21 protein-coding genes are annotated in these 19,559 nt (G+C 70.6%); 13 read left to right on the forward strand and 8 right to left on the reverse strand.

The features are described 5' to 3' along the window. From RWQ91_RS15955 to RWQ91_RS15995, 9 genes are all read left to right on the forward strand, one after another. On the forward strand, nucleotides 1-472 hold a 472-nt coding region (locus RWQ91_RS15955), incomplete at its 5' end, for an OST-HTH/LOTUS domain-containing protein (protein ID WP_314508056.1). Between the two features lie 60 nt (nucleotides 473-532). Further along, nucleotides 533-1,720, forward strand: coding sequence for an ROK family transcriptional regulator (locus RWQ91_RS15960; RefSeq protein ID WP_314508057.1), 1,188 nt, complete (start codon nucleotides 533-535; stop codon nucleotides 1,718-1,720). 52 nt (nucleotides 1,721-1,772) lie between these two features. Next, entirely contained in the window at nucleotides 1,773-2,840 is a 1,068-nt protein-coding gene (locus RWQ91_RS15965) for a substrate-binding domain-containing protein (RefSeq protein WP_314508058.1), read from the forward strand. A gap of 35 nt (nucleotides 2,841-2,875) precedes the next feature. After that, nucleotides 2,876-3,757 (forward strand): ATP-binding cassette domain-containing protein, encoded by an 882-nt coding sequence (locus tag RWQ91_RS15970; protein WP_314508059.1) that lies wholly within the window; start codon nucleotides 2,876-2,878, stop codon nucleotides 3,755-3,757. Nucleotides 3,758-3,858: 101 nt separating this feature from the next. After that, entirely contained in the window at nucleotides 3,859-5,037 is a 1,179-nt protein-coding gene (locus RWQ91_RS15975) for an ABC transporter permease subunit (protein WP_314508131.1), read from the forward strand. A 154-nt stretch (nucleotides 5,038-5,191) separates the two neighbouring features. Beyond that, nucleotides 5,192-6,274 carry a substrate-binding domain-containing protein gene (locus tag RWQ91_RS15980; RefSeq protein WP_314508060.1) on the forward strand — a complete coding sequence of 361 codons (1,083 nt, stop codon included), beginning with the start codon at nucleotides 5,192-5,194 and terminating at the stop codon, nucleotides 6,272-6,274. Between the two features lie 82 nt (nucleotides 6,275-6,356). After that, nucleotides 6,357-7,160 carry an ATP-binding cassette domain-containing protein gene (locus RWQ91_RS15985; protein WP_314508061.1) on the forward strand — a complete coding sequence of 268 codons (804 nt, stop codon included), beginning with the start codon at nucleotides 6,357-6,359 and terminating at the stop codon, nucleotides 7,158-7,160. Then, a complete protein-coding gene (locus tag RWQ91_RS15990; RefSeq protein WP_314508062.1) occupies nucleotides 7,157-8,422 on the forward strand; it encodes an ABC transporter permease subunit in 1,266 nt (421 codons plus the stop codon). Before RWQ91_RS15985 ends, RWQ91_RS15990 begins: the two co-directional genes overlap by 4 nt. Nucleotides 8,423-8,529: 107 nt before the next feature. After that, on the forward strand, nucleotides 8,530-9,738 hold the full coding sequence (locus RWQ91_RS15995; protein WP_314508063.1) for a methyltransferase: 1,209 nt from the start codon (nucleotides 8,530-8,532) through the stop codon (nucleotides 9,736-9,738). On the opposite strand, the gene RWQ91_RS16000 is transcribed toward RWQ91_RS15995, so the two are convergent. The 6 genes from RWQ91_RS16000 to RWQ91_RS16025 are packed head-to-tail and all read right to left on the reverse strand — an operon-like array spanning nucleotide 9,710 to nucleotide 14,271. Continuing rightward, a complete protein-coding gene (locus RWQ91_RS16000) occupies nucleotides 9,710-10,438 on the reverse strand; it encodes an NAD-dependent deacylase (protein WP_314508064.1) in 729 nt (242 codons plus the stop codon). The genes RWQ91_RS15995 and RWQ91_RS16000 overlap by 29 nt on opposite strands. Then, nucleotides 10,435-11,958: an ATP-dependent DNA ligase gene (locus RWQ91_RS16005; protein ID WP_314508065.1), complete on the reverse strand. Its 1,524-nt coding sequence runs from the start codon at nucleotides 11,956-11,958 to the stop codon at nucleotides 10,435-10,437. Before RWQ91_RS16005 ends, RWQ91_RS16000 begins: the two co-directional genes overlap by 4 nt. Before the next feature lie 40 nt (nucleotides 11,959-11,998). After that, nucleotides 11,999-12,415 (reverse strand): hypothetical protein, encoded by a 417-nt coding sequence (locus RWQ91_RS16010; protein WP_314508067.1) that lies wholly within the window; start codon nucleotides 12,413-12,415, stop codon nucleotides 11,999-12,001. After that, nucleotides 12,412-13,248 carry an alpha/beta fold hydrolase gene (locus RWQ91_RS16015; RefSeq protein WP_314508068.1) on the reverse strand — a complete coding sequence of 279 codons (837 nt, stop codon included), beginning with the start codon at nucleotides 13,246-13,248 and terminating at the stop codon, nucleotides 12,412-12,414. Before RWQ91_RS16015 ends, RWQ91_RS16010 begins: the two co-directional genes overlap by 4 nt. After that, entirely contained in the window at nucleotides 13,245-13,871 is a 627-nt protein-coding gene (locus tag RWQ91_RS16020; protein WP_314508070.1) for a hypothetical protein, read from the reverse strand. The genes RWQ91_RS16015 and RWQ91_RS16020 overlap by 4 nt, the downstream gene beginning before the upstream one ends. Then, on the reverse strand, nucleotides 13,861-14,271 hold the full coding sequence (locus RWQ91_RS16025) for a hypothetical protein (protein ID WP_314508072.1): 411 nt from the start codon (nucleotides 14,269-14,271) through the stop codon (nucleotides 13,861-13,863). Before RWQ91_RS16025 ends, RWQ91_RS16020 begins: the two co-directional genes overlap by 11 nt. An 87-nt stretch (nucleotides 14,272-14,358) precedes the next feature. Here RWQ91_RS16025 and RWQ91_RS16030 point away from each other — a divergent pair, with 87 nt between their 5' ends. The 4 genes from RWQ91_RS16030 to RWQ91_RS16045 are packed head-to-tail and all read left to right on the forward strand — an operon-like array spanning nucleotide 14,359 to nucleotide 18,075. Further along, entirely contained in the window at nucleotides 14,359-15,447 is a 1,089-nt protein-coding gene (locus RWQ91_RS16030) for a ThiF family adenylyltransferase (protein ID WP_314508074.1), read from the forward strand. Between the two features lie 24 nt (nucleotides 15,448-15,471). Next, complete coding sequence (gene glp / locus RWQ91_RS16035) at nucleotides 15,472-16,662, forward strand: gephyrin-like molybdotransferase Glp (RefSeq protein WP_314508075.1); 1,191 nt, start codon at nucleotides 15,472-15,474, stop codon at nucleotides 16,660-16,662. After that, nucleotides 16,659-17,666, forward strand: a complete 1,008-nt coding sequence (gene moaCB, locus RWQ91_RS16040; RefSeq protein ID WP_314508076.1) for a bifunctional molybdenum cofactor biosynthesis protein MoaC/MoaB — start codon at nucleotides 16,659-16,661, stop codon at nucleotides 17,664-17,666. The genes glp and moaCB overlap by 4 nt, the downstream gene beginning before the upstream one ends. After that, nucleotides 17,659-18,075, forward strand: coding sequence for a molybdenum cofactor biosynthesis protein MoaE (locus tag RWQ91_RS16045; RefSeq protein WP_314508078.1), 417 nt, complete (start codon nucleotides 17,659-17,661; stop codon nucleotides 18,073-18,075). Before moaCB ends, RWQ91_RS16045 begins: the two co-directional genes overlap by 8 nt. Nucleotides 18,076-18,173: 98 nt before the next feature. Here RWQ91_RS16045 and RWQ91_RS16050 read toward each other — a convergent pair whose 3' ends face one another. Both RWQ91_RS16050 and moaA read right to left on the reverse strand, forming a co-directional pair. Beyond that, entirely contained in the window at nucleotides 18,174-18,419 is a 246-nt protein-coding gene (locus RWQ91_RS16050) for a MoaD/ThiS family protein (protein ID WP_314508080.1), read from the reverse strand. Continuing rightward, on the reverse strand, nucleotides 18,412-19,479 hold the full coding sequence (moaA, locus tag RWQ91_RS16055) for a GTP 3',8-cyclase MoaA (RefSeq protein WP_314508082.1): 1,068 nt from the start codon (nucleotides 19,477-19,479) through the stop codon (nucleotides 18,412-18,414). Before moaA ends, RWQ91_RS16050 begins: the two co-directional genes overlap by 8 nt. Nucleotides 19,480-19,559 lie beyond the last annotated feature (80 nt).

A 19,559-nucleotide genomic window follows, 5' to 3' on the forward strand; every position in this document is an offset into this window, starting at 1 on the left:
CGCCGAGTCCGAGGCGACGGCATCCCCCGCAGCCGGCACCGAGGGCGCCGCCACCTCCGAGCCACCGGCGACCCCCGACGCCGCGCCGGCGGCCGCCGAGGTCGAGGCATCGCTGATCGAGGCGCTCGGGCCGGCCGCCCCGCCCAAGCGCACCAATCGCCGGGCATCCTCCAGCACGGTCGCCGCTCTTGCCGCGACTCCAGAACCTGTCGCACCCGAAGAGCCGGCGGAGGATCCGCAAGAGGTGGCGACGCGGCTGCTCGAGCGCGCCCTGCGCCTCGGTCGCGACAAGGACGACGACGCGGAGTGGCTGCACAGCTCGGTGGTCAAGGCCCACATGCGCCGGATGGACCCGTCCTTCAGCGAGAAGGCCCTGGGCTACCGCTCGTTCTCGGACTTCGTCAAGGCCCGTGAATCCATCGCCGAGCTCGAGGAGACCGGACACGAGCGGCTGGTCCGGCTGCGCGAGTAGCGGCCCCCTGCCCGCGGCGCTCCTCGCGTCCGGGGAAGGCCGTCAGGTACAGTGTCGATCGTGGTAGGACGCATCGCCCCACCCGGCTCGCAGTCTTCACTCCGTGAAGCCAACCGGGCCCGGCTCATCGAGTCGCTCAAACGGCATGGGCGACTGACGCAGGTCGAGCTTGCCGGAAGCACGGGCCTGTCGCCCGCGACGGTGTCCAACATCGTCAAGGAGCTCACCGCCTCCGGGCTCCTGCACACGTCCTTCACTTCGCGCAGTGGCAGGCGCGCGACGCTCGTCTCGCTCGCCCGGCAACTGGGTCTCGTCGCCGGCGTGCATTTCAGCTCCCGGCAGCTGCACATCGCGATCGCCGATGCGACTCGCACCGTCGTGACGCAGACCTCTCTTCCCCTGGCACTCGATCACCGGCACGATGCCGAACTGGACCGCCTCAGCATCCTTCTCGGCGACATGATGGAGACGCTCGGCGGCTCGGTCAGCGATCTGCTGTCGGTGGGCCTTGCTCTTCCGGCGCCCATCGACCCCCGCACCGGCATGATCTCCACGCCGGGTCTGCTGCGCGGCTGGGAGGGCGTCGACGTCGCCGAGAGTCTCACCGCCCGCATCGGCGTCCCGGTCTTCGTCGACAGCGAGGCCAATCTCGCCGGGCTCGCCGAAGCGCGGGAGGGCGCGGGTCGCTACGCCTCCTCATCGGTCTTCATCCGCGTGGGGCACACGATCAGCGCCGGCCTGATCGTGAACGGCGACCTCTTCCGGGGCGTCAACGGCAAGGCCGGCCAGATCGGGCACGTCACGATCGACGAGAACGGCCCGATGTGCCGCTGCAGCAACCGGGGTTGCCTCGAGACCTACGCCGGCGGACCGGCACTGCTGTCGCTGTTCCCGCCGAGCGAGGGGATGCAGCGGCTCCGAGATCTCATTCAGGCCTCGGATGCCGGCGACGGCAGTTCCCGCCGCGTGATCGCCGACGCCGGGCGGCACATCGGCATCGCCGCCGCGAGCCTGTGCAACCTGTTCGACCCCGAGCTGATCATCGTGGGTGGGGAGCTGGGCGAGGCCGGTGAGATCCTCATGGCTCCGATGCGCCATTCCCTGGAGCGGACGGCGCTGGCATCGGCGAGCGGTCTGCCGGAGATCGTCGGTGCCTCCTTCGGCGGCTGGGCCGAGACCCGGGGGGCGATCACGATCGCCCTGGACCACGTCACCGTCGACGCCGAGGCGATTCCCTTCTCGGCGTAGGCTCTATTCCTCCTGGTCCGAATCCGTCCCGCCCGAACGAAGGGGATCGCGAATGCGCCGCGCCCGCTCGACCGCGCTGATCGCCGCCACGGCGGTCGTGGGTCTCGCGCTGGCCGGCTGCACGCCCGAAAGCGGCCAGGTCGACGGTTCCGGGGACGACGGCACGATCGCGCTGCTGCTGCCGGATGCCAAGACCGCCCGCTACGAGACGTTCGATCGCCCGATCTTCGAGGAGAGGGTCGCCGAGCTGGGCCCATATCAGGTGCTCTACTCCAACGCGGACGGCGACGCCACGAAGCAGCAGCAGCAGGCCGAGTCCGCGCTTGCCGCCGGCGCCGATGTGCTGGTGTTGGACGCGTTCGACACACAGGCCGCGGTGAGCATCGTGCGCTCTGCCAACGCGGCGGGAGTGCCGGTCATCTCCTACGACCGCCTGATCGCGGGCGGGGAGCTGGCGTACTACATCTCCTTCGACAACGAGCTGGTCGGCGACCTGCAGGCGACCGAATTCGTCCGCGCCCTCGAGGAGGACGGGAAAGGATCGGCCGGAGTGCTCATGGTGAACGGGTCTCCGACCGACAGCAATGCCTCCCAGTTCAAAGACGGTGCGCGCCGTGTCATCGACGCGAGCGGTCTTCGGGTGCTCGCCGAATACGACACGCCCGGCTGGAGTCCCGAGAAGGCCCAAGAATGGGTGGCCGGGCAGATCGCGCAGTACGCCGATCAGATCGAAGGGGTCTACGCCGCCAATGACGGGGTCGCCGGTGGCGCGGTCTCGGCGCTGAAGGCCGCCAACGTCTCTCCGTTCCCGATCGTCACGGGACAGGACGCTGAGCTCACCGCGATCCAGCGGATCCTGACCGGTGACCAGGAGATGACCGTGTACAAGGCGATCCGGCCCCAGGCCGAGCGCGCCGCCGAGGTGGCCGTCGCGCTGATCGAGGGCGAGGAGATCATCGCCCCCCTCGAGATCCAGGGCACGCCCGCGACCCTGCTCCAACCGGTCGCCGTCACGATCGAGAACATCATGGACACGGTGGTGGCCGACGGATTCTGGACCGTCGAGGACATCTGCACGCCCGCCGTGGCCGCCGCGTGCGAAGCCGCCGGCATCCGATGACGGCCGTCCGTCGCCAACGATGAGAGCATGACGCTATGTCGATGACACAGCCGCGACCGGGCCGGTCGCGCGAGCGCGTACTCACGGTGCACGCGATCGGCAAGCGCTTCGGGGCGGTCAAGGCGCTCACCGACGTGGACTTCTGGGTCAACGAGGGTGAGGTGGTCGCCCTGATCGGCGACAACGGAGCGGGCAAGTCGACGCTCGTCAAGCTGCTGTCCGGCGTCTACTCCCCCGATTCCGGCGTGATCGAGTACGACGGCGAGCCGGTCGAGATCGGCAGCCCGGCCGACGCGCAGGAATTGGGCATCGCGACCGTCTTCCAGGATCTCGCCCTGTGCGACAACCTGGACGTCGTTGCGAATCTGTGGCTCGGCCGCGAACTGCGGACGGGACGCACGCTCGACGAGGTCGACATGGAGCAGCAGACCTGGACGCTTCTGCGCGAGCTGTCGGCCAAGATCCCCTCGGTGCGGATCCCGGTCGCCTCTCTCTCGGGCGGGCAGCGCCAGACCGTCGCGATCGCCCGCTCGCTCATCGGCGACCCGCGCATCGTGATCCTCGACGAACCCACCGCCGCGCTGGGCGTCGCGCAGACCGCCGAGGTGCTGAACCTCATCGAGCGACTCCGCGAGCGCGGGCACGGGGTGGTCCTGGTCAGCCACAGCATGGCCGATGTCATGGCGGTGGCCGATCGGGTGGTCGTTCTGCGCCTGGGCCGCAACAACGGCGTCTACAACATCGCCGACGTGACGAGCGAGACGCTCATCGCGGCGATCACCGGAGCCGTCGACAACGCGGTGGCGCGCCGGGCATCCGACCGCGACGCGCCGGAGCCTTCGGACCCGAAGATCATCAAGATGCGCGGACCGGATGGGCGGCGGCCCCGCGGACGCGGTGCGGGCGGGGCCTCATGACCGTGCGCAAGGAGACGTCGGGAAGGGACAGCCCGGTCAAGGATCCCTCGTCGCCGCCGCTCGTCCCCGACGCCGATGACCGACTCTTCAGCGCGGACGGGATGCGCTCCGCAGGCGCCTCGCTCCTGGCCCGCATCCGCGGCGGCGACCTCGGCTCGCTCCCGGTGATCGTCGGGCTCGTGGTGATCTGGGCCATCTTCCAAGCTCTCAATCCGGTGTTCCTCTCGAGCACCAACATCGTGAACCTGACGATGCAGTGTGCGGCGATCGGCACGATCGCGCTGGGCATCGTGCTCGTGCTGCTGCTGGGCGAGATCGACCTGTCGGTGGGCTCCGTGTCGGGTCTGGCCGCAGCGATCCTCGCGGTGACGTTCGTCCAGCTGCAGTGGAATCTGGTGCTCGCGCTCATCGCGGCGATCGCGACCGGCGCGCTGGTCGGCCTGCTCTACGGCTGGCTCTACACGAGGCTGGGCCTGCCGAGCTTCGTCATCACGCTTGCCGGCCTGCTGGGGTTCCTCGGACTGCAGCTGTGGGTGCTCGGCGACACGGGATCCATCAGCCTGCCCTTCGACTCGTGGATCGTCCAGTTCGCGCAGCAGTGGTACCTGCCGGCGTGGGCCTCGTACGCGGTGGCGGGGCTGACGGCCGCCGCCTACGCAGGGATCCTGCTTCGCCGCGCCCGCGCCCGGTCGGCGGCGAATCTGGTCAGCCAGAGCTATCTCGAGATCGGCGCGCGCAGTGGCGCCCTGCTCGCTTTCCTGTTGGTCGCCGCCTGGTATCTCAATCTCGACCGCGGCGTCGGGGTGATGTTCCTGTTTTTCCTCGCGCTCGTGGTCGCCGTGAACTTCGCACTGACGCGGACGCGCTGGGGCCGGGCCGTCTACGCGGTCGGCGGCTCGGTCGATGCCTCCCGCCGCGCCGGGATCCGGGTCGACCGGATCTACATCTCGGTCTTCATGATGTGCTCCACGCTCGCCGCCGTGGGCGGGGTCCTGGCCGCAGCCCGGCTCGCCTCGGCCAATCAAAGCTCCGGCACGGGCGACGTGAACCTCAACGCGATCGCCGCCGCCGTGATCGGCGGAGCGAGCCTGTTCGGCGGGCGCGGGACGGCCTTCGCCGCACTGCTCGGAATCTTCGTGATCCAGTCCATCTCCTCCGGTCTCACGCTGCTGAATCTGGACTCCTCGGTGATCTTCATGATCACGGGAATCGTCCTCGTGCTCGCCGTCACCGTCGACTCCCTCTCCCGTCGGAAGCGTGCGGCGGCGGGGCGCGCCTGAGGCCCCATGTGTTCACGGCGCGAATGCGAACGCGCCGTTGCCAAAGCGTTACGTTCATGTCTTGACGCCAAGGATCGATGCGGTCAGGATCGCTCTAGCGACACACACGCATCGGTTTCCGGGCGTGCGCACATTCAAAGACGAAAGGCGAAAGATGAAGAAGTCTTCAATCCTCTCCGTGGCCGCCCTCACGGGTGCTGCCGCGCTGCTGCTGGCCGGGTGTTCCGGCTCCAGCGGCGGCACGGCCAGTGAGAGCAGCGATGGCGGAGGCGACGCCGCGGGCCGCGCGTGCGTCATCCTCCCCGACGCGGCGTCCTCGCCGCGCTGGGAGAACTTCGACCGCAAGTACCTCCAGGAGGGTCTGGAAGGCGCCGGGTTCGAGGTCGACATCCAGAACGCTCAGGGTGACGTGAACAAGTACTCGACGATCGCCGACCAGCAGCTCACGCAGGGCTGCGGCGTCATGCTTCTCGTCGACTACCAGGGCGCGGCTGAGGCCGTCGCCACCAAGGCCAAGGGCGAGGGCATCCCGGTCATCGCGTACGACCGTCCGTTCTCCGGTGCGGACTACTACGTGTCCTTCGACAACGTCGAGGTCGGCCGCCTGGAGGGCCAGACGGTCCTGGACGGCCTCAAGACCAAGGGCGTGGACCCCGCAGCCGCCAAGGTCGTCTACATCGGCGGAGACCCGACCGACGGCAACGCCGCGATGTTCCACGATGGAGCCGTCGAGGTCATGGAAGCCGCGGGCATCAAGCCGGCGGCCGAGCCCCCGGGAGCATGGGACCAGGCCAAGTCGCAGACCAACTTCGAGCAGGCGCTGACCTCGCTCGGCGGACAGGTCGACGGCGTCTGGGCCGCGAACGACACCAACGCCGCCGGCGTCATCAAGGTCCTTCAGGACAACAACCTCAAGGGTGTTGCCGTGTCGGGTCAGGACGCCAACGTCGCAGGCCTGCAGAACATCCTGCTCGGATGGCAGACCGCGACGGTCTACAAGCCTGTCGCCGACGAGGCCACCGCCGCCGTCGACACCGCAGTCGCGCTGCTGAAGGGCGACACGCCCAAGGCAGACGCTGAACTGGATGACGGCACGCCGTACATCCAGGTCACGCCGCAGCTCGTGGGGCCGAACGAGGTCAACGACGTGGTCGCCGCAGGCGACGCCGCGTACGATGACGTCTGCACGCCGGACGTCATGGCCGCGTGCGAGGAGTTCGGCGTCGTCGCTCCGTAGCAGTCACCTCATCGAGGGCGCCGCGTCGGAAACGGCGCGGCGTCCTCGACGTGTACCCACACCGAATCGCAAGGAAGCGAGCATGTCAGACACGAACACTGCGCAAGAGCCGATCATCCAGCTGGTCGGCGTGAAGAAGTCCTTCGGCCCCGTGAGCGTCCTCAAAGGGGTGGACCTGAAGGTCTACCCCGGCAAGGTCACTGCTCTGGTCGGCGACAACGGCGCCGGAAAGTCGACCCTGATCAAGGGTCTCGCCGGCGTCCAGCCCTACGACGAGGGTGAAGTCCTCATCGACGGCACCCATCGCGACCTGCACGCGCCGAGGGATGCCGCGGCCCTGGGCATCGAGGTCGTGTACCAGGACCTCGCCCTGTGCGACAACCTCGACATCGTGCAGAACATGTTCCTCGGTCGCGAGGAGCTCACGTTCGGCACGTTCGACGAGGGTCGGATGGAGAAGGACGCTTCCGACACGCTGCGCGGCCTGTCGGTGCGCACGGTCAAATCCGTGCGCCAGAAGGTCTCCTCCCTCTCCGGTGGTCAGCGTCAGACGGTGGCGATCGCCCGCGCGGTGCTGAAGAAGGCGCGTGTGGTCATCCTCGACGAGCCCACGGCCGCCTTGGGCGTCGCCCAGACCGAGCAGGTGCTCAACCTCGTCAAACGGCTGTCCGACCAGGGCGTGGCGGTCGTGATCATCAGCCACAACCTCGCCGACGTGTTCGAGGTCGCCGATGACATCGCCGTGCTGTACCTCGGACAGATGGTCGCCCAGATCAACGTGGCGGACACTACGCGCGATGACGTGGTGGGCTACATCACCGGCACGAAGACCATGGGCGTGGAGCTCATCGGCACGACCAACATCGCCACAGGAGGCGCAGAGTGAGCGGCACGACGACCGAGGCGGCCCCGAGTCCCGTCGCCAGCGACCTCATCGGCAGCGGTGTCGAGGGAGGCCTCGGCGACCAGATCCAGGCGTGGTGGCAGCGCGTCCGCGGCGGCGACATGGGAGCCCTTCCCGCGGTCGGCGGTCTCGTCGTGCTGAGCCTGCTGTTCACGGTTCTCAGCCCGTTCTTCCTCACCGAGCGCAACTTCGCGAACCTGCTCAACCAGGCAGCCCCGCTTGTCGTGCTCGGCATGGCACTCGTGTTCGTGCTGCTGCTGGGTGAGATCGACCTGTCCGCCGGTGTCACCGGCGGTGTCGGCATGGCGCTGTTCGTCGTGCTGAACGCGCAGTTCGGCATCCCGTGGCCCATCGCCCTGCTGGTCGGGTTCGGCTTCGGCTTCCTCACCGGTGCCCTGATAGGTTTCTTCGTCGCGAGGGTCGGCATCCCGTCGTTCGTCGTCACGTTGGGTCTGTTCCTGGGCTATCAGGGACTCGCTCTGGTCGTGATCGGCCCCGGCGGCCTGTTCCGCATCGAGGTTCCCGAGCTCATCGCCCTACAGAACGGCAACCTGCCCGTCTGGGCCGGATGGGTCATGCTCGTGGTCATCCTGGCCATCTCCGGCGGCACGGCGTTCTACGACCGCGCCCGCCGCACCAAGGCGGGGGTGCCCAACCGGGCCATCTCGCTCGTGTGGATCAAGCTCGCCGTCATCCTCGTGCTCGGCGGCGCGTTCGTGTTCGTCCTCAACCAGAACCGCGGTCAGTCGGTGAACGAGGTCGCCGGAGTTCCGATCATCGTCCCCGTCGTGCTGCTGATCCTGTGGATCGGCACGTTCGTCCTGGACCGCACCAAGTTCGGCCGGTACGTCTACGCGATCGGCGGCAACGCCGAAGCCGCACGCCGGTCGGGTGTCAAGGTGCGCTGGATCAAATGGTGGGCATTCGTGATCTGCTCCTCCCTGGCTGTGGCGGCGATGCTGTTCAGCGTCTCGCGCGTCGGCTCGGTCGACGCCACGGTCGGCCGTGACATCGTCCTGAGCGGTGTGGCGGCAGCGGTGGTCGGTGGCGTCAGCCTCTTCGGCGGGCGCGGCCGGCTCATGCACGCCGCGATCGGCGCGCTCGTGATCGCGGTCATCACCAACGGGCTGGGCCTGCTGAACCTGCCCGCGGGCTTCAACCTGATGGTCACCGGCGCCGTCCTGATCCTCGCCGCGACCGTGGACGCGCTCTCGCGGCTCCGCTCCGGCGGCGCGCGCGTCTAGCGGCTGCAGTCCACAGAACGCCGGGACCGGATCGGTCCCGGCGTTCTGCATTCGCCACGGAGTGCGTTGAACTTCCTGCTCACACGCCGCTGAATCTGAGTGTGAGCATGAAGTTCAATACGCCTCCCGATGCGCGCTTCAGAGCACCGTTCGGCAAGACTGTCCTCGTGCCGCCTTCCGCCTACTCCCCCGCGGCGCTGCGCCGCCGCCCCGACATCGAAGCGCCCGACCTCCTCGCCTCCGATGCGGCGGATCGCCTGATCCTCGACGAATCCTCGGAGGCCCGCCGAGCGGCGGCTGCAGGCGAGATCGTCGTAATCGGCGACGATTACGGCGCGCTCACGCTGGGGGCGGCGGATGCGGGTGCCACCGGCATCCGGGTGCACCAGGATTCGCTCGCCGGCGAGAGGGCGCTTGCCGAGAACGCGCTCGCGGTGGGCGTCGGAGACCGCTACCAGTCCCTTCCCCTCGATGCGTCCCTCGTGGCGGGAGCACACGTCGTGCTGATGCGACTGCCGCGCGCGCTGGACGCGCTCGAGGACATCTCGGGGCTGATCGCCGCACACGCCCATCCCGACGTGGTGGTGTTCGCGGGCGGCCGCATCAAGCACATGACACTGACCATGAACGACGTGCTGGGCCGCTCGTTCCGCACCCTCGACGTCTCGCGTGCGCGGCAGAAGTCGCGGGTCCTCATCGCCCGCGAGCCGCACGACGGTCGCGACCCACAGCCGCGCTCGGACCTGCGCGACGCGCCGGGACTGTCTGCGCCGCTCACCGTCTGCGCTTTCGGAGGCGCATTCGCCGGGCCGGGCATCGACATCGGCACGCGCTTCCTCCTCGAGCAGCTGGCGACGGCGGACCTCGCACTCGGCGGCAGCGGCGACGTGATCGACCTGGCGTGCGGTACCGGGGTGATCGCGACCTGGTTGGCGCTGCGGCATCCGGAGATCTCCGTCGTCGCCAGCGACCAGTCGGCGGCAGCCGTCGCCTCCGCACACGCCACGGTCGCCGCGAACGGCGTGACGGACCGCGTGGAGGTGACGCGCGACCTCGCTCTGGCGCAGCGGCCCGATGCCAGCGGCTCGTTCATCGCCCTCAACCCTCCATTCCACGCCGGCAGCGCCGTCCCGATGAGCGGTGTCGCCGATCCGCTGTTCGCCGATGCCGGCCGGGTGCTGGCCCCCGGCGGCGAGCTGTGGAGCGTATGGAACTCGGCGCTTCAGTACCGTCCCACTCTGGAGCGCCTGGTCGGCTCCACGCGGCAGGTCGCGCGCGGGGCGAAGTTCACCGTGACGGTCTCGACCCGTCGCTGAGGATCTCCTCCACCCACGCCGGGACGATCTCTGTGGCGGGACCGATGCGACACTCGTCGAACGGCACGGCGGCATCGCTCGGCTCGAGGTTCAGCTCGACGGTGCGGGCGCCGAACGCCGCAGCGAGCGCGACGTACCCGGCGGCCGGATACACCGCGCCCGAGGTGCCGATCGAGACGAACGAGTCGCAGGCCACGACGGCGTCCTCGATGCGGCCGAGGTCGTAGGGCATCTCACCGAACCACACGACGTCGGGTCTCAGCTTCCGCTGCCCGCACTGCGGGCACGCCGGCCGCGGCCGCAGATCGGCATCCCAGACCGGTCGCGCCCCGCAGACGCCGCACAGAGCGCGGCGCAGCTCGCCGTGCATGTGCACGACGTTGCGACTCCCGGCTCGCTCGTGCAGGTCGTCCACGTTCTGCGTCACGACGAGCAGGCGATCGCCCAGCACCTCCTCGAGCCGTGCGAGCGCCCGGTGGGCGGGGTTCGGCTGTGCGGATGCCGCAGCCCGGCGCCGCGCATCGTAGAAGCGCAACACCGTGTCGGGGTCTCGCTCGAACCCCTCGGGCGTCGCGACGTCTTCGACGTCGTGCCCCACCCACAGGCCGCCCGCATCGCGGAAGGTCGGGATGCCGCTCTCGGCGGAGATCCCGGCCCCGGTGAGCACCACGATCCGCGGTGGCACAGCGGGAAGGCTCACCGCAAAAGCCCGCGCAGAGTCTGGATCGTGTCCGCCTCGTCCGGGCGCTTGTCGGGTCGGTACCCCTTCACTCGCGCGAACCGCAGCGCGACGCCGCCGGGGTAGCGCGTCGAACGCTGCACGCCGTCGATGGCGATCTCGACGACCGTCGTCGGCTGCACATGCACCGCGTAGGCACTGCGATGGGTCTCGATGGTCGGGAAGTGCGCGGTCTGCCAGCGCAGCAGCTCGTCCGTGAGCCCCTTGAACGTCTTGCCGACCATGACGTACCCGCCCGGTTCGCCGAACTCGCCCACTGGGTCGAGGGCGCCCAGATGCAGGTTCGACAGCTGCCCCGTGCGGCGGCCGGAACCCCACTCGACGGCCAGGACCACCAGGTCGTACGTGAGCACCGGCTTGATCTTGATCCAGCTCTTGCCCCGGCGGCCCGCCGCGTACAGGGAGTCGATCGCCTTCACGACGATTCCCTCGTGGGCGGCGGCCAGGGCCTCACGGGAGAGCTGTTCGGCGGCCTGCGCGTCGGCGGTGACGATGCCGGGGATGCGCCAGTCCGCGGCGATCCGCTCGAGCTCGGCGAGGCGGACGGCGAGCGGCTCGTCGATGAGGTCGCGGCCGTCGATGTGCAGCACATCGAAGAACCAGGGGCGCAGCACCGTCGCGCTGACCGCCTCGGACCCGAAGCGCGACATCGTGTCCTGGAAGGGCCGCGGGCCGCCGTCGGCATCGAGCGACAGGGTCTCGCCATCGAGGATCACGTCCTGCACGGGCAGGGTGAGGACGGCATCCACGATCTCCGGCACCCGCGCAGTGATGTCGGCGAGACTGCGGGTGTACACGCGCACCTCATCGCCGCGTCGATGAACCTGGATGCGGGCGCCGTCCAGCTTGTACTCGACCGAGGCGGCGCCCGCGATCGTCGACATCGCCTCCGCCACCGATCCGGCGGTGGAGGCGAGCATCGGCAGCACCGGCCGCAGCACCCGCAGGCCGATCTCAGCGAGCTCGCCCTCCGACCCGGTGAGGGCGATGCGGGCCGTTTCTCCGAGGTCGCCCGACAGCATCGCGGCGCGGCGCACGACGGCCGCCGGCTGATCCGACGCCCGCGCGATCGCGTCGAGGAGCACGCCCTCCAGCGCCCCGGTGCGCAGCTCACCGAGGATCACGCGCGAGAGGAAGTCCCATTCCCTCGCAGTGGCGCGCGCGGCGAGGGAGTCCAGCGTGGCGCGTCTCACTCCGGCCGAGCCGGACCCGGATGCCGCGGCCAGCTGCTCCAGCGAGGCATCCACATCCTGGACCGACAGCGTGGGGTCGGTGGCGTGCACGACCTCCAGCGCGGCGACGCCCCGCCATCCGACGCCGAGTCGCCCCTGCCGCGGCTTCGCCGTCAGCAGCCCGATCGCCGGGGCGATCTCGTCCGTGTCGAGACCCGTGAGCAGCGTCGCGAGCGCCTCGATCTTCGTCAGCCGGGACGATGTGGAGCCGACCGTCTCGGTCGTCCCGACGAGCTCGTGCAGCAGCATCCGAGAATCCTCCCACCCGATCCCGACAGTGCGGGCCGGATCAGGCCTTCGGCTCGCGAGTGCTCCACAGCGCGACGGCCACCAGCACCGGCTGGAAGAACAGCCGGACGAGGCGACTGCGGTCATCGCTCAGGCCGAATCCCTTCTTGCCCTTCGTGTACTGCTCGATGTTGCCGGGGAAGATCGCGACGTAGAACGCCGCCAGGATGGCCCCGACACGGCTGCGCTCGCGCGGCAGGGCGATGAGGGCGCCCCCGAGCATGATCTCCACGACGCCCGAGGCCACGACGACACCGTCCTTGTCCATCACCTTGCCGGTCCAATCGGGCACCTGCGCCTGGAATTCGCGCCGCGCCCAGAACAGGTGCGAGACGCCGGCGAAGACCATCGCGCCTCCCAGCGCCCAGCGGGCGATCGTTCGGGCGGGAGTGGAGCGGGGAATGCCGGATGCCGTCATCGCACCAGTCTGCCCGTCAGCAGCCAGTCCATCGCGTCCGGCACGGCATCGAGCACCGAGACGTGCCCGTCGTCCGGTCGCAGCCACAGGGTGGCATCGGGCAGGGAGCGCGCCATCCATGTTGCGTGCGCCGGCGGCACGACCCGGTCCAGACCGCCCTGCACGACCAGAACCGGCGCGCGCACCTCGTCGAGGCCGAAGCCCCACGGGGAGGCGAAGGCGACATCGTCGTCCACGAGACCGTCCGTCCCCCACGCCGCGGAACGGCCGACGTCCTCTCCGAGGGAGGACCATGCTCCGTCCAGAGCGGCGTAGTCGGCGGCGACGAACTGGGCGGGGTCGAACTGCGCGGTCTGCTCGAACCGGGCGCGTGCGGCGCGGCCCTCGAACGCGGATCCGATGCCCTCCGGCGCGGCCATGCCCTCGAACCAGTCGAACTGCGTCGTGAACGGCGCGATCCCGGCGAGTGTGACGACGCCGATCGCCCGATCGCCGGCCCGTGCGCTTCCCGCGAGGGCGTGCGGTCCGCCCCCGGACGCGCCCATCCCCGCGAAGCGCCCGATGCCCAGCGCGTCCGCGACCGCGATGACGTCTGCCGCCGCCGAAGCGACGTCGCGACCGTGCTGCGCACTCGAACCGCCGTACGCCGGGCGCGCGTATGAGAACACCCGGATGCCGCGGACTGCGGCGGCTTCGAGCACCGGGCGCAAGGGGGCGCCGGTCTGCGGCGAGCCGTGGTGCCAGGCGAGCGTGAGGCGCGTGTCCTTCTCGGGGAGCGCGTCGAACGCGTGCAGCATCCGCCCGTCGGGCAGGCGGACGTCGAGCTCGATCATCGGCGGATCGTCCCGGGGGCCACGTGCGAGAGCACCCGGCCCCAGACCGCCGAGAGCGACAGCTCCGATGCTTCGGGCACCATCTCGACGCGGGCGGAAGGCAGGTGGTCCCGGTACCAGGCTGCCGCTGCCGCCGCGGCGCCCTCGACGCGCTGACCGTTCATGACGAGCGCCTTGGCGTTCACGCCTGCGATCAGAGCCGCGAGATCGTCCCGGTCCAGCGGCTCCTGGGGCGCCGCGACGCCGATGAGCGCCAGCCGGTCGATCGCGTCGCCGAGCTCGACGACCGCGCGCAGCGCCACGTCCACGGCGCGACCGTAGATCACGAGGCCCGCGGTCGTCGCTCTCTGTTCGGACTCCGCGGCGGTCTGCTCCAGGGTCTGACGGATCAGCTGCGCCAGCCACGAGGCTGTCTGTTCGGCGGGGGTCTCGCTGCCGTAACCGCCGGGATCCTCCATCGTCGCGTCCCCGAGCGCCACGGCGAGCACGCAGATGTCCCGCGCGGCCGTCTCGACGGGCAGGGGGTCGAGAGCGACGCCGATGCCCGCACCGACGAGAACGACCAGGCGGCCGGATCCGGGTGTGCCGAAGATGTGGTGGCTGAGCCGGGAATCAGCGGCCACGGGTACTCCAGAGCGCCCAGCCGATCAGCACCGGCTGCAGCAGCAGTCGGACGAATCGCGCGCGGTCGGTGCGCATGAGGGGCGCCGAGCGTCCCGTCTGCCACTGGTGGAGATTGCCCGGAAAGACGGCGACGAAGAACGCCGCGACGAGGCGACCGATCGTCGCGCGCTCGTCGGGCAGCGCGACGAGGGCACCGGCGAGGACGAGCTCCACGGCGCCCGACGCCACGACGATCGCGTCCTTGTCGAGGGTCGTCAGCCGTGTCGCCCACTCGGGCACCACGATGCGATAGCCCCGGCGGCCCCACGTCAGGTGCGATGCGCCCGCAACGGCGAGCAGCCCCGCAAGCGCCCAGCGCGCGATCCCCGGAGCGATACCGGCGCGATCGGGGGATGTCATGGCTCGACGCTACCGGACAGCAGTCATCGTGCCGCCGGCTTGACAGCGTCCCGCGCCGGCCCGTCGTATCGATGGAAGAATCGCCCCATGGCCTCCACTCCCGACCCGCGGTCGCCGCGATACGCCCGTCAGCGGATCCTGCCGGGCTTCGGGGATGAGGCGCAGAAGCGTCTTTCCGCGGCGCACGCGGTCGTCATCGGCGCCGGCGGGCTCGGCAGCGCGGTGCTCCCGATCCTCGCCGCCGCCGGCGTCGGAACGATCACCGTGGTCGATGACGACCTCGTCGACGAGACCAACCTGCACCGTCAGATCCTGCACGGCGGCGCCGATATCGGCCGGGCGAAGGTCGACTCCGCGGCGGAGGCGGTTCATCGCCAGTCGGCGGAGACCACGGTGATCGCCCACCTCGGACAGTTCACGACAGAGACCGGCCCCGGGATCCTCGCCGGTGCCGACATCGTCATCGACGGCTCGGACAACAACGAGACCCGCTTCGCCGCGAATGACGCAGCCGTCGCCGCCGGCATCCCCTTGGTCTGGGGATCGGCGCTGCGCTGGTCGGGTCAGGTCGGGCTCGCCTGGGGCGGCACCGACTACCGCGACCTGTTCCCCGACGGACCGGATGCCGACGCCGACACGTGCGAGATCGCCGGCATCCTGCCGACGGTGTGCACGGTGATCGGCGGCCTGATGGCGACCGAAGCGCTCAAGCTGCTCGCCGGCGTCGGCGAGCCGCTCATCGGTCGCGTGGTGCTCTTCGACGCGCTGAGCAACAGCACCCGCGAGCTGCGGTACGCGCGGGATCCGGCTCGGGATGCCGGGCCCGCCGTGTCGCCGTCGCCGCCGGTCGCCGTATCCCGGGATTCGATCACGGCTCGCGAGCTGGCGGATCTGCTCGGCGAGGCCCGGCCGCCCGCGCTGCTGGACGTGCGCGAACCGCACGAATTCGCCATCACGGCTCTTCCCGGCGCGGTGCTGATTCCGCTCGGCGACCTCGATGCCCGGATCGGCGAGCTGGATCCCGGCGCGCCCACGGTCGTGTACTGCCACCTGGGCGTGCGCTCGGCGAGCGCGCTGGCGCGCCTGCGCGCCGCAGGATTCAGCGACGCCCGGCATCTGGCGGGGGGCGTGGACTCCTGGTCGCGCACCGTCGACCCGGCGCTCCCCCGGTATTGAAGCGCGACCGCGGATACTGATCTGATGCAACGCATACCGGTCGAGGACTACGCCGCCAGGATCCGGGAACTGTTCGCATCGGTGCGGAATCGGCCGCAGGAGTTCGTGCCGATCGCTCTGGCGGCCGATCGGGTGACCGCCGCCGAGGTGCGCAGTCCCCTCGACCTGCCGATCTTCCGCAACTCGCAGATGGACGGGTTCGCCGTGCACGCGGCCGATGTCGCGGTCGTGCCGGTGGTTCTGCCGGTGCGGGGAGAAGTGGCGGCCGGCGCCGTCGATCCGCACGCCCTGCAGCTCGGGACGGCGGTCGCCATCATGACAGGTGCGCCCGTGCCCGCGGGCGCGGATGCCGTGGTGCCGATCGAGGACACGCGGGCCGCCGGCGGTGGGGTGGAGATCCTGCGCACCCGGGCGTCCGGCGAATACGTGCGTGCCGCCGGATCGGACCTCTCCGCCGGATCGCTGCTCCTGCCGCCGGGACTGCGCCTTGCGTCGCGGCACCTCGCGGCGCTGGCCGCCGCCAACCTGAGCGAGGTGGCGGTGCGCGCCCGCGTGCGGGTCGCGGTGATCAGCACCGGCAACGAGCTCGTCGAGCCCGGAGGTCCGCTCGGTCACGGCCGGCTTCCCGACGCGAACGGCATCGCCCTGGCGTCGGCCGCGACCGCCGCCGGCGCCGAGGTCGTCGCGGTGGAGCTCACCGGCGACGATCCGGCACGCCTGGCCGCAGTTCTCGAGCGCACGATCTCCGGCGGCGCGGAACTGGTCGTGACCAGCGGCGGCATCTCGATGGGCGCCCACGAACCGGTGCGTCAGCTGCTCGAGCCTCTCGGCGCGGCGGTGGGCACCGTGGACATGCAGCCGGGCGGTCCGCAGGCTCACGGCACCTACCGCAACGTGCCGATCGTGTGCTTTCCGGGCAACCCCGTCAGCAGTCAGCTGAGCTTCGCGCTGTTCCTGGCACCCCTGCTGCGCGAGACCGCGGGCCTGACCGCCGTGACGCGGACGGCACTTCCCCTTTCCGCGCCGCTCACCTCGTCCCCGGGTCGCCGGCAGTTCCTGCGCGGGCGTCGCACCGCGGACGGCGGGGTCGAAACGGTCGCCGGTCCGGGCTCCCACCTGGTCGCGGCGCTCGCCGCCGCCGATGTGCTGATCGACGTTCCCGCCGATGTCACCGCGCTGCCGGTCGGCGCCACGGTCGATACCGTTGAGCTATGAGCTCGCTCACCCATCTGGACGACGACGGCCGCGCACGCATGATCGATGTGGGCGCCAAGCCGGTGACCCGGCGGGTCGCGCGCGCGGCCGGACGCCTGCGCACGACTGCGGAGGTGATCTCCCTCGTCCGCGCTGACGGACTGCCCAAGGCCGACGTGCTGGCCACCGCGCGGATCGCCGGCATCTCCGGCGCCAAGCGCACCAGCGAACTCATCCCGCTGGCGCACATCCTGCCGCTGGATGCCGTCACGATCGACTTCGGATACGAGGGCGAGAGCATCCTCATCGAAGCGACGGTGTCGGTGACCGCCCGCACCGGTGTCGAGATGGAGGCCCTGACCGCCGTCGCGATCGCCGGGCTCACGCTGCACGACATGATCAAGGCGGTCGACCCGCGCGCCGAGCTGGGCGAGATCCGGCTGCTGGAGAAATCCGGAGGCAAGCACGGCGTGTGGACGCGGGAGGCGCCCGTTCCGGATGCCGGGCGGCGGCATCCGGAACGGCACGGCTCCGAGCCCGCGGCGATGGGCGCCGGTCGCACGGCCGCCGTGCTCGTGTCGTCGACGGGCGCCGCGGCGGGCACCCGCACCGACACCACCGGGCCGCTGATCGTGGAGTGGCTTCGCGCGCGCGGTTTCACCGTGGGAGATGCCGTCGTGACGCCGGATGCCGAGGTCGCATCCGCGCTGGCTCGGAGCCTGGAGGGCGCTCCCGACGTCGTGCTGACCACCGGGGGCACCGGCATCCATCCGCAGGATCGCACGCCGGAGGCGACCCGCGCCCTGCTGGATCGGGAGCTGCCGGGAGTGGCGGAGGCGATCCGCGCGGCGGGCCGCGACGCCGTCCCGACCGCGTCGCTGAGCCGCGCGATCGCGGGCATGGCGGGCGGAACGCTCATCGTGAACCTGCCCGGGTCCTCGGGCGGTGTGCGCGACGGGCTCGCCGTGCTCGAGCCGCTGCTCGCGCACGTCCTCGACCAGGTCGCGGGGGGCGGACATGGCTGATCGCTTCTTCGCGCTCATCACCGATGAGCCGATCGACCGGGCCGGTGCCGAAGCCTTCGTGATGACCCCGGCCGACGGGGCGCTGGTCGTGTTCGAGGGCGTCGTCCGCGATCACGATCACGGGGCCTCGGTGCACGCGCTGGATTACGAGTCCCACCCCGACGCGCAGGACTTCCTCGCGGCGGTCTGCGCGGAGGTCTCCGAGGCGACGGGGCTTCGGGTCGCGGCGATCCACCGGGTCGGCGCGCTGAAGATCGGCGATGTCGCGCTGGTCGCCGCGGTGGCAGCCCCGCACCGCGCCGAGGCGTTCGCGGTGTGCGGGCAGCTGGTCGATCTGGTGAAGGAGCGCACGCCGATCTGGAAGCGCCAGCACCTGGCCGAAGGCACGACCGAGTGGGTCGGCCTCTAGGAACTGGTTCCCGCGAGACTGCATCGGGTCGGCGAGACTGCGGGTAAACCCTGCAGTCTCGAGCGCCGTATGCAGTCTCGCGAGTGAACCCTCGCGGCTCAGCCGCCCGAGAACCGGGGCAGCACGTCGGCGGCGGCACCCAGCGGACGCTCCGGGTCGCGGCTGACGACCCCGTCCACGAGGATCGATCCGGTACGCAGCACCCGCGCCATCGACTCGCCGTACCGGGACTCGAGCGCCTCGCGCAGGGCAGCCACCGTGGTGCCCGTCAGCTGGACGGTCTCCTCACCCCGGCCCGCGGCATCCGCGGCGGCCGCGAAGTACCGCACGCGCACCTCAGCCACCGATCGCGCCCATCGACCGCTCGGGCGGCACGAAGCCCGGGTCGGCGATGCCGTGCCCGGCCTGCTTGCCCCACATCGCGGCGCGCCAGCGGTCGGCGATCTCCAGATCGGTCGCGCCGCTGCGCAGGAGCGCCCGCAGGTCGGTCTCGTCATCGCCGAACAGGCAGGAGCGCACGGTCCCCTCCGCTGTGATGCGGGTGCGATCGCACGCGGAGCAGAACGAGCGGGTGACCGAGGCGATGATGCCGACCGTCGCCGGTCCGCCGTCGACGAGCCATTCCTCCGCCGGGGCGGACGGGTCCTCGCGGCCCGCCTCGACGAGCGTGAACCGCTGCGAGAGCACCTCGACCAGCTCGGCTGCCGGAACCATGTTGGCGCGGCGCCATGCGGCGTCGGCATCCAACGGCATCTGCTCGATGAAGCGCAGCCGCAGCCCGCGATCGATCGCCCACGCCAGCAGGTCCGGTGCGTCCTGCAGCGTCTCGCGCATCAGCACCGCATTGAGCTTGATCGGCCCCATCCCGGCGCGGACCGCCCCGTCGATCCCGCGGAGCACCGCCGGAAGGCGGTCGCGGCGGGTCAGACGGGCGAAGTGATCGCGATCGATCGTGTCGACGGAGACGTTGACCCGGCCGAGCCCGGCTGCCACCAGACGATCGGCGACCTTGTCGAGTCCGATGCCGTTCGTCGTCATCGACATCGGCATCCCGGGCGCGGCAGCCGAGGACAGCGCGATGATCTCGACGAGATCGGCACGCGTGAGCGGCTCGCCCCCGGTGAAGCGCACCTCATGGATGCCGAGATCCCGGCCCGCGATCCCGACCAGTCGCGCGATCTCGACGGCCGACAGCAGATCGGCCTTCGGGATGCTGGGCAGTCCCTCGGCCGGCATGCAATAGGTGCAGCGCAGCGAGCACTTCTCGGTCACCGAGATGCGCAGGTCGTGCGCGACCCGGCCGAACGCGTCGATGAGTGCGCCGGTGTCCGGGCGTCCGCGGGTGTCGGGCGCGCTCGCGGGGTCGCGGTGTATCCGCGGCATCCCGAGCGAAAGCGTCGACATGTCTTCAGCCTATGCTCCCGGGCTGGGCCGGCGGCCGCGCAGCGGCACCGTGACAGGACCATCGTCGCGTCACTAGTGTG

The sequence above is a fragment of the uncultured Microbacterium sp. genome (genome assembly GCF_963524805.1).
In the GTDB taxonomy this organism is placed as follows: Bacteria; Actinomycetota; Actinomycetes; order Actinomycetales; family Microbacteriaceae; genus Microbacterium.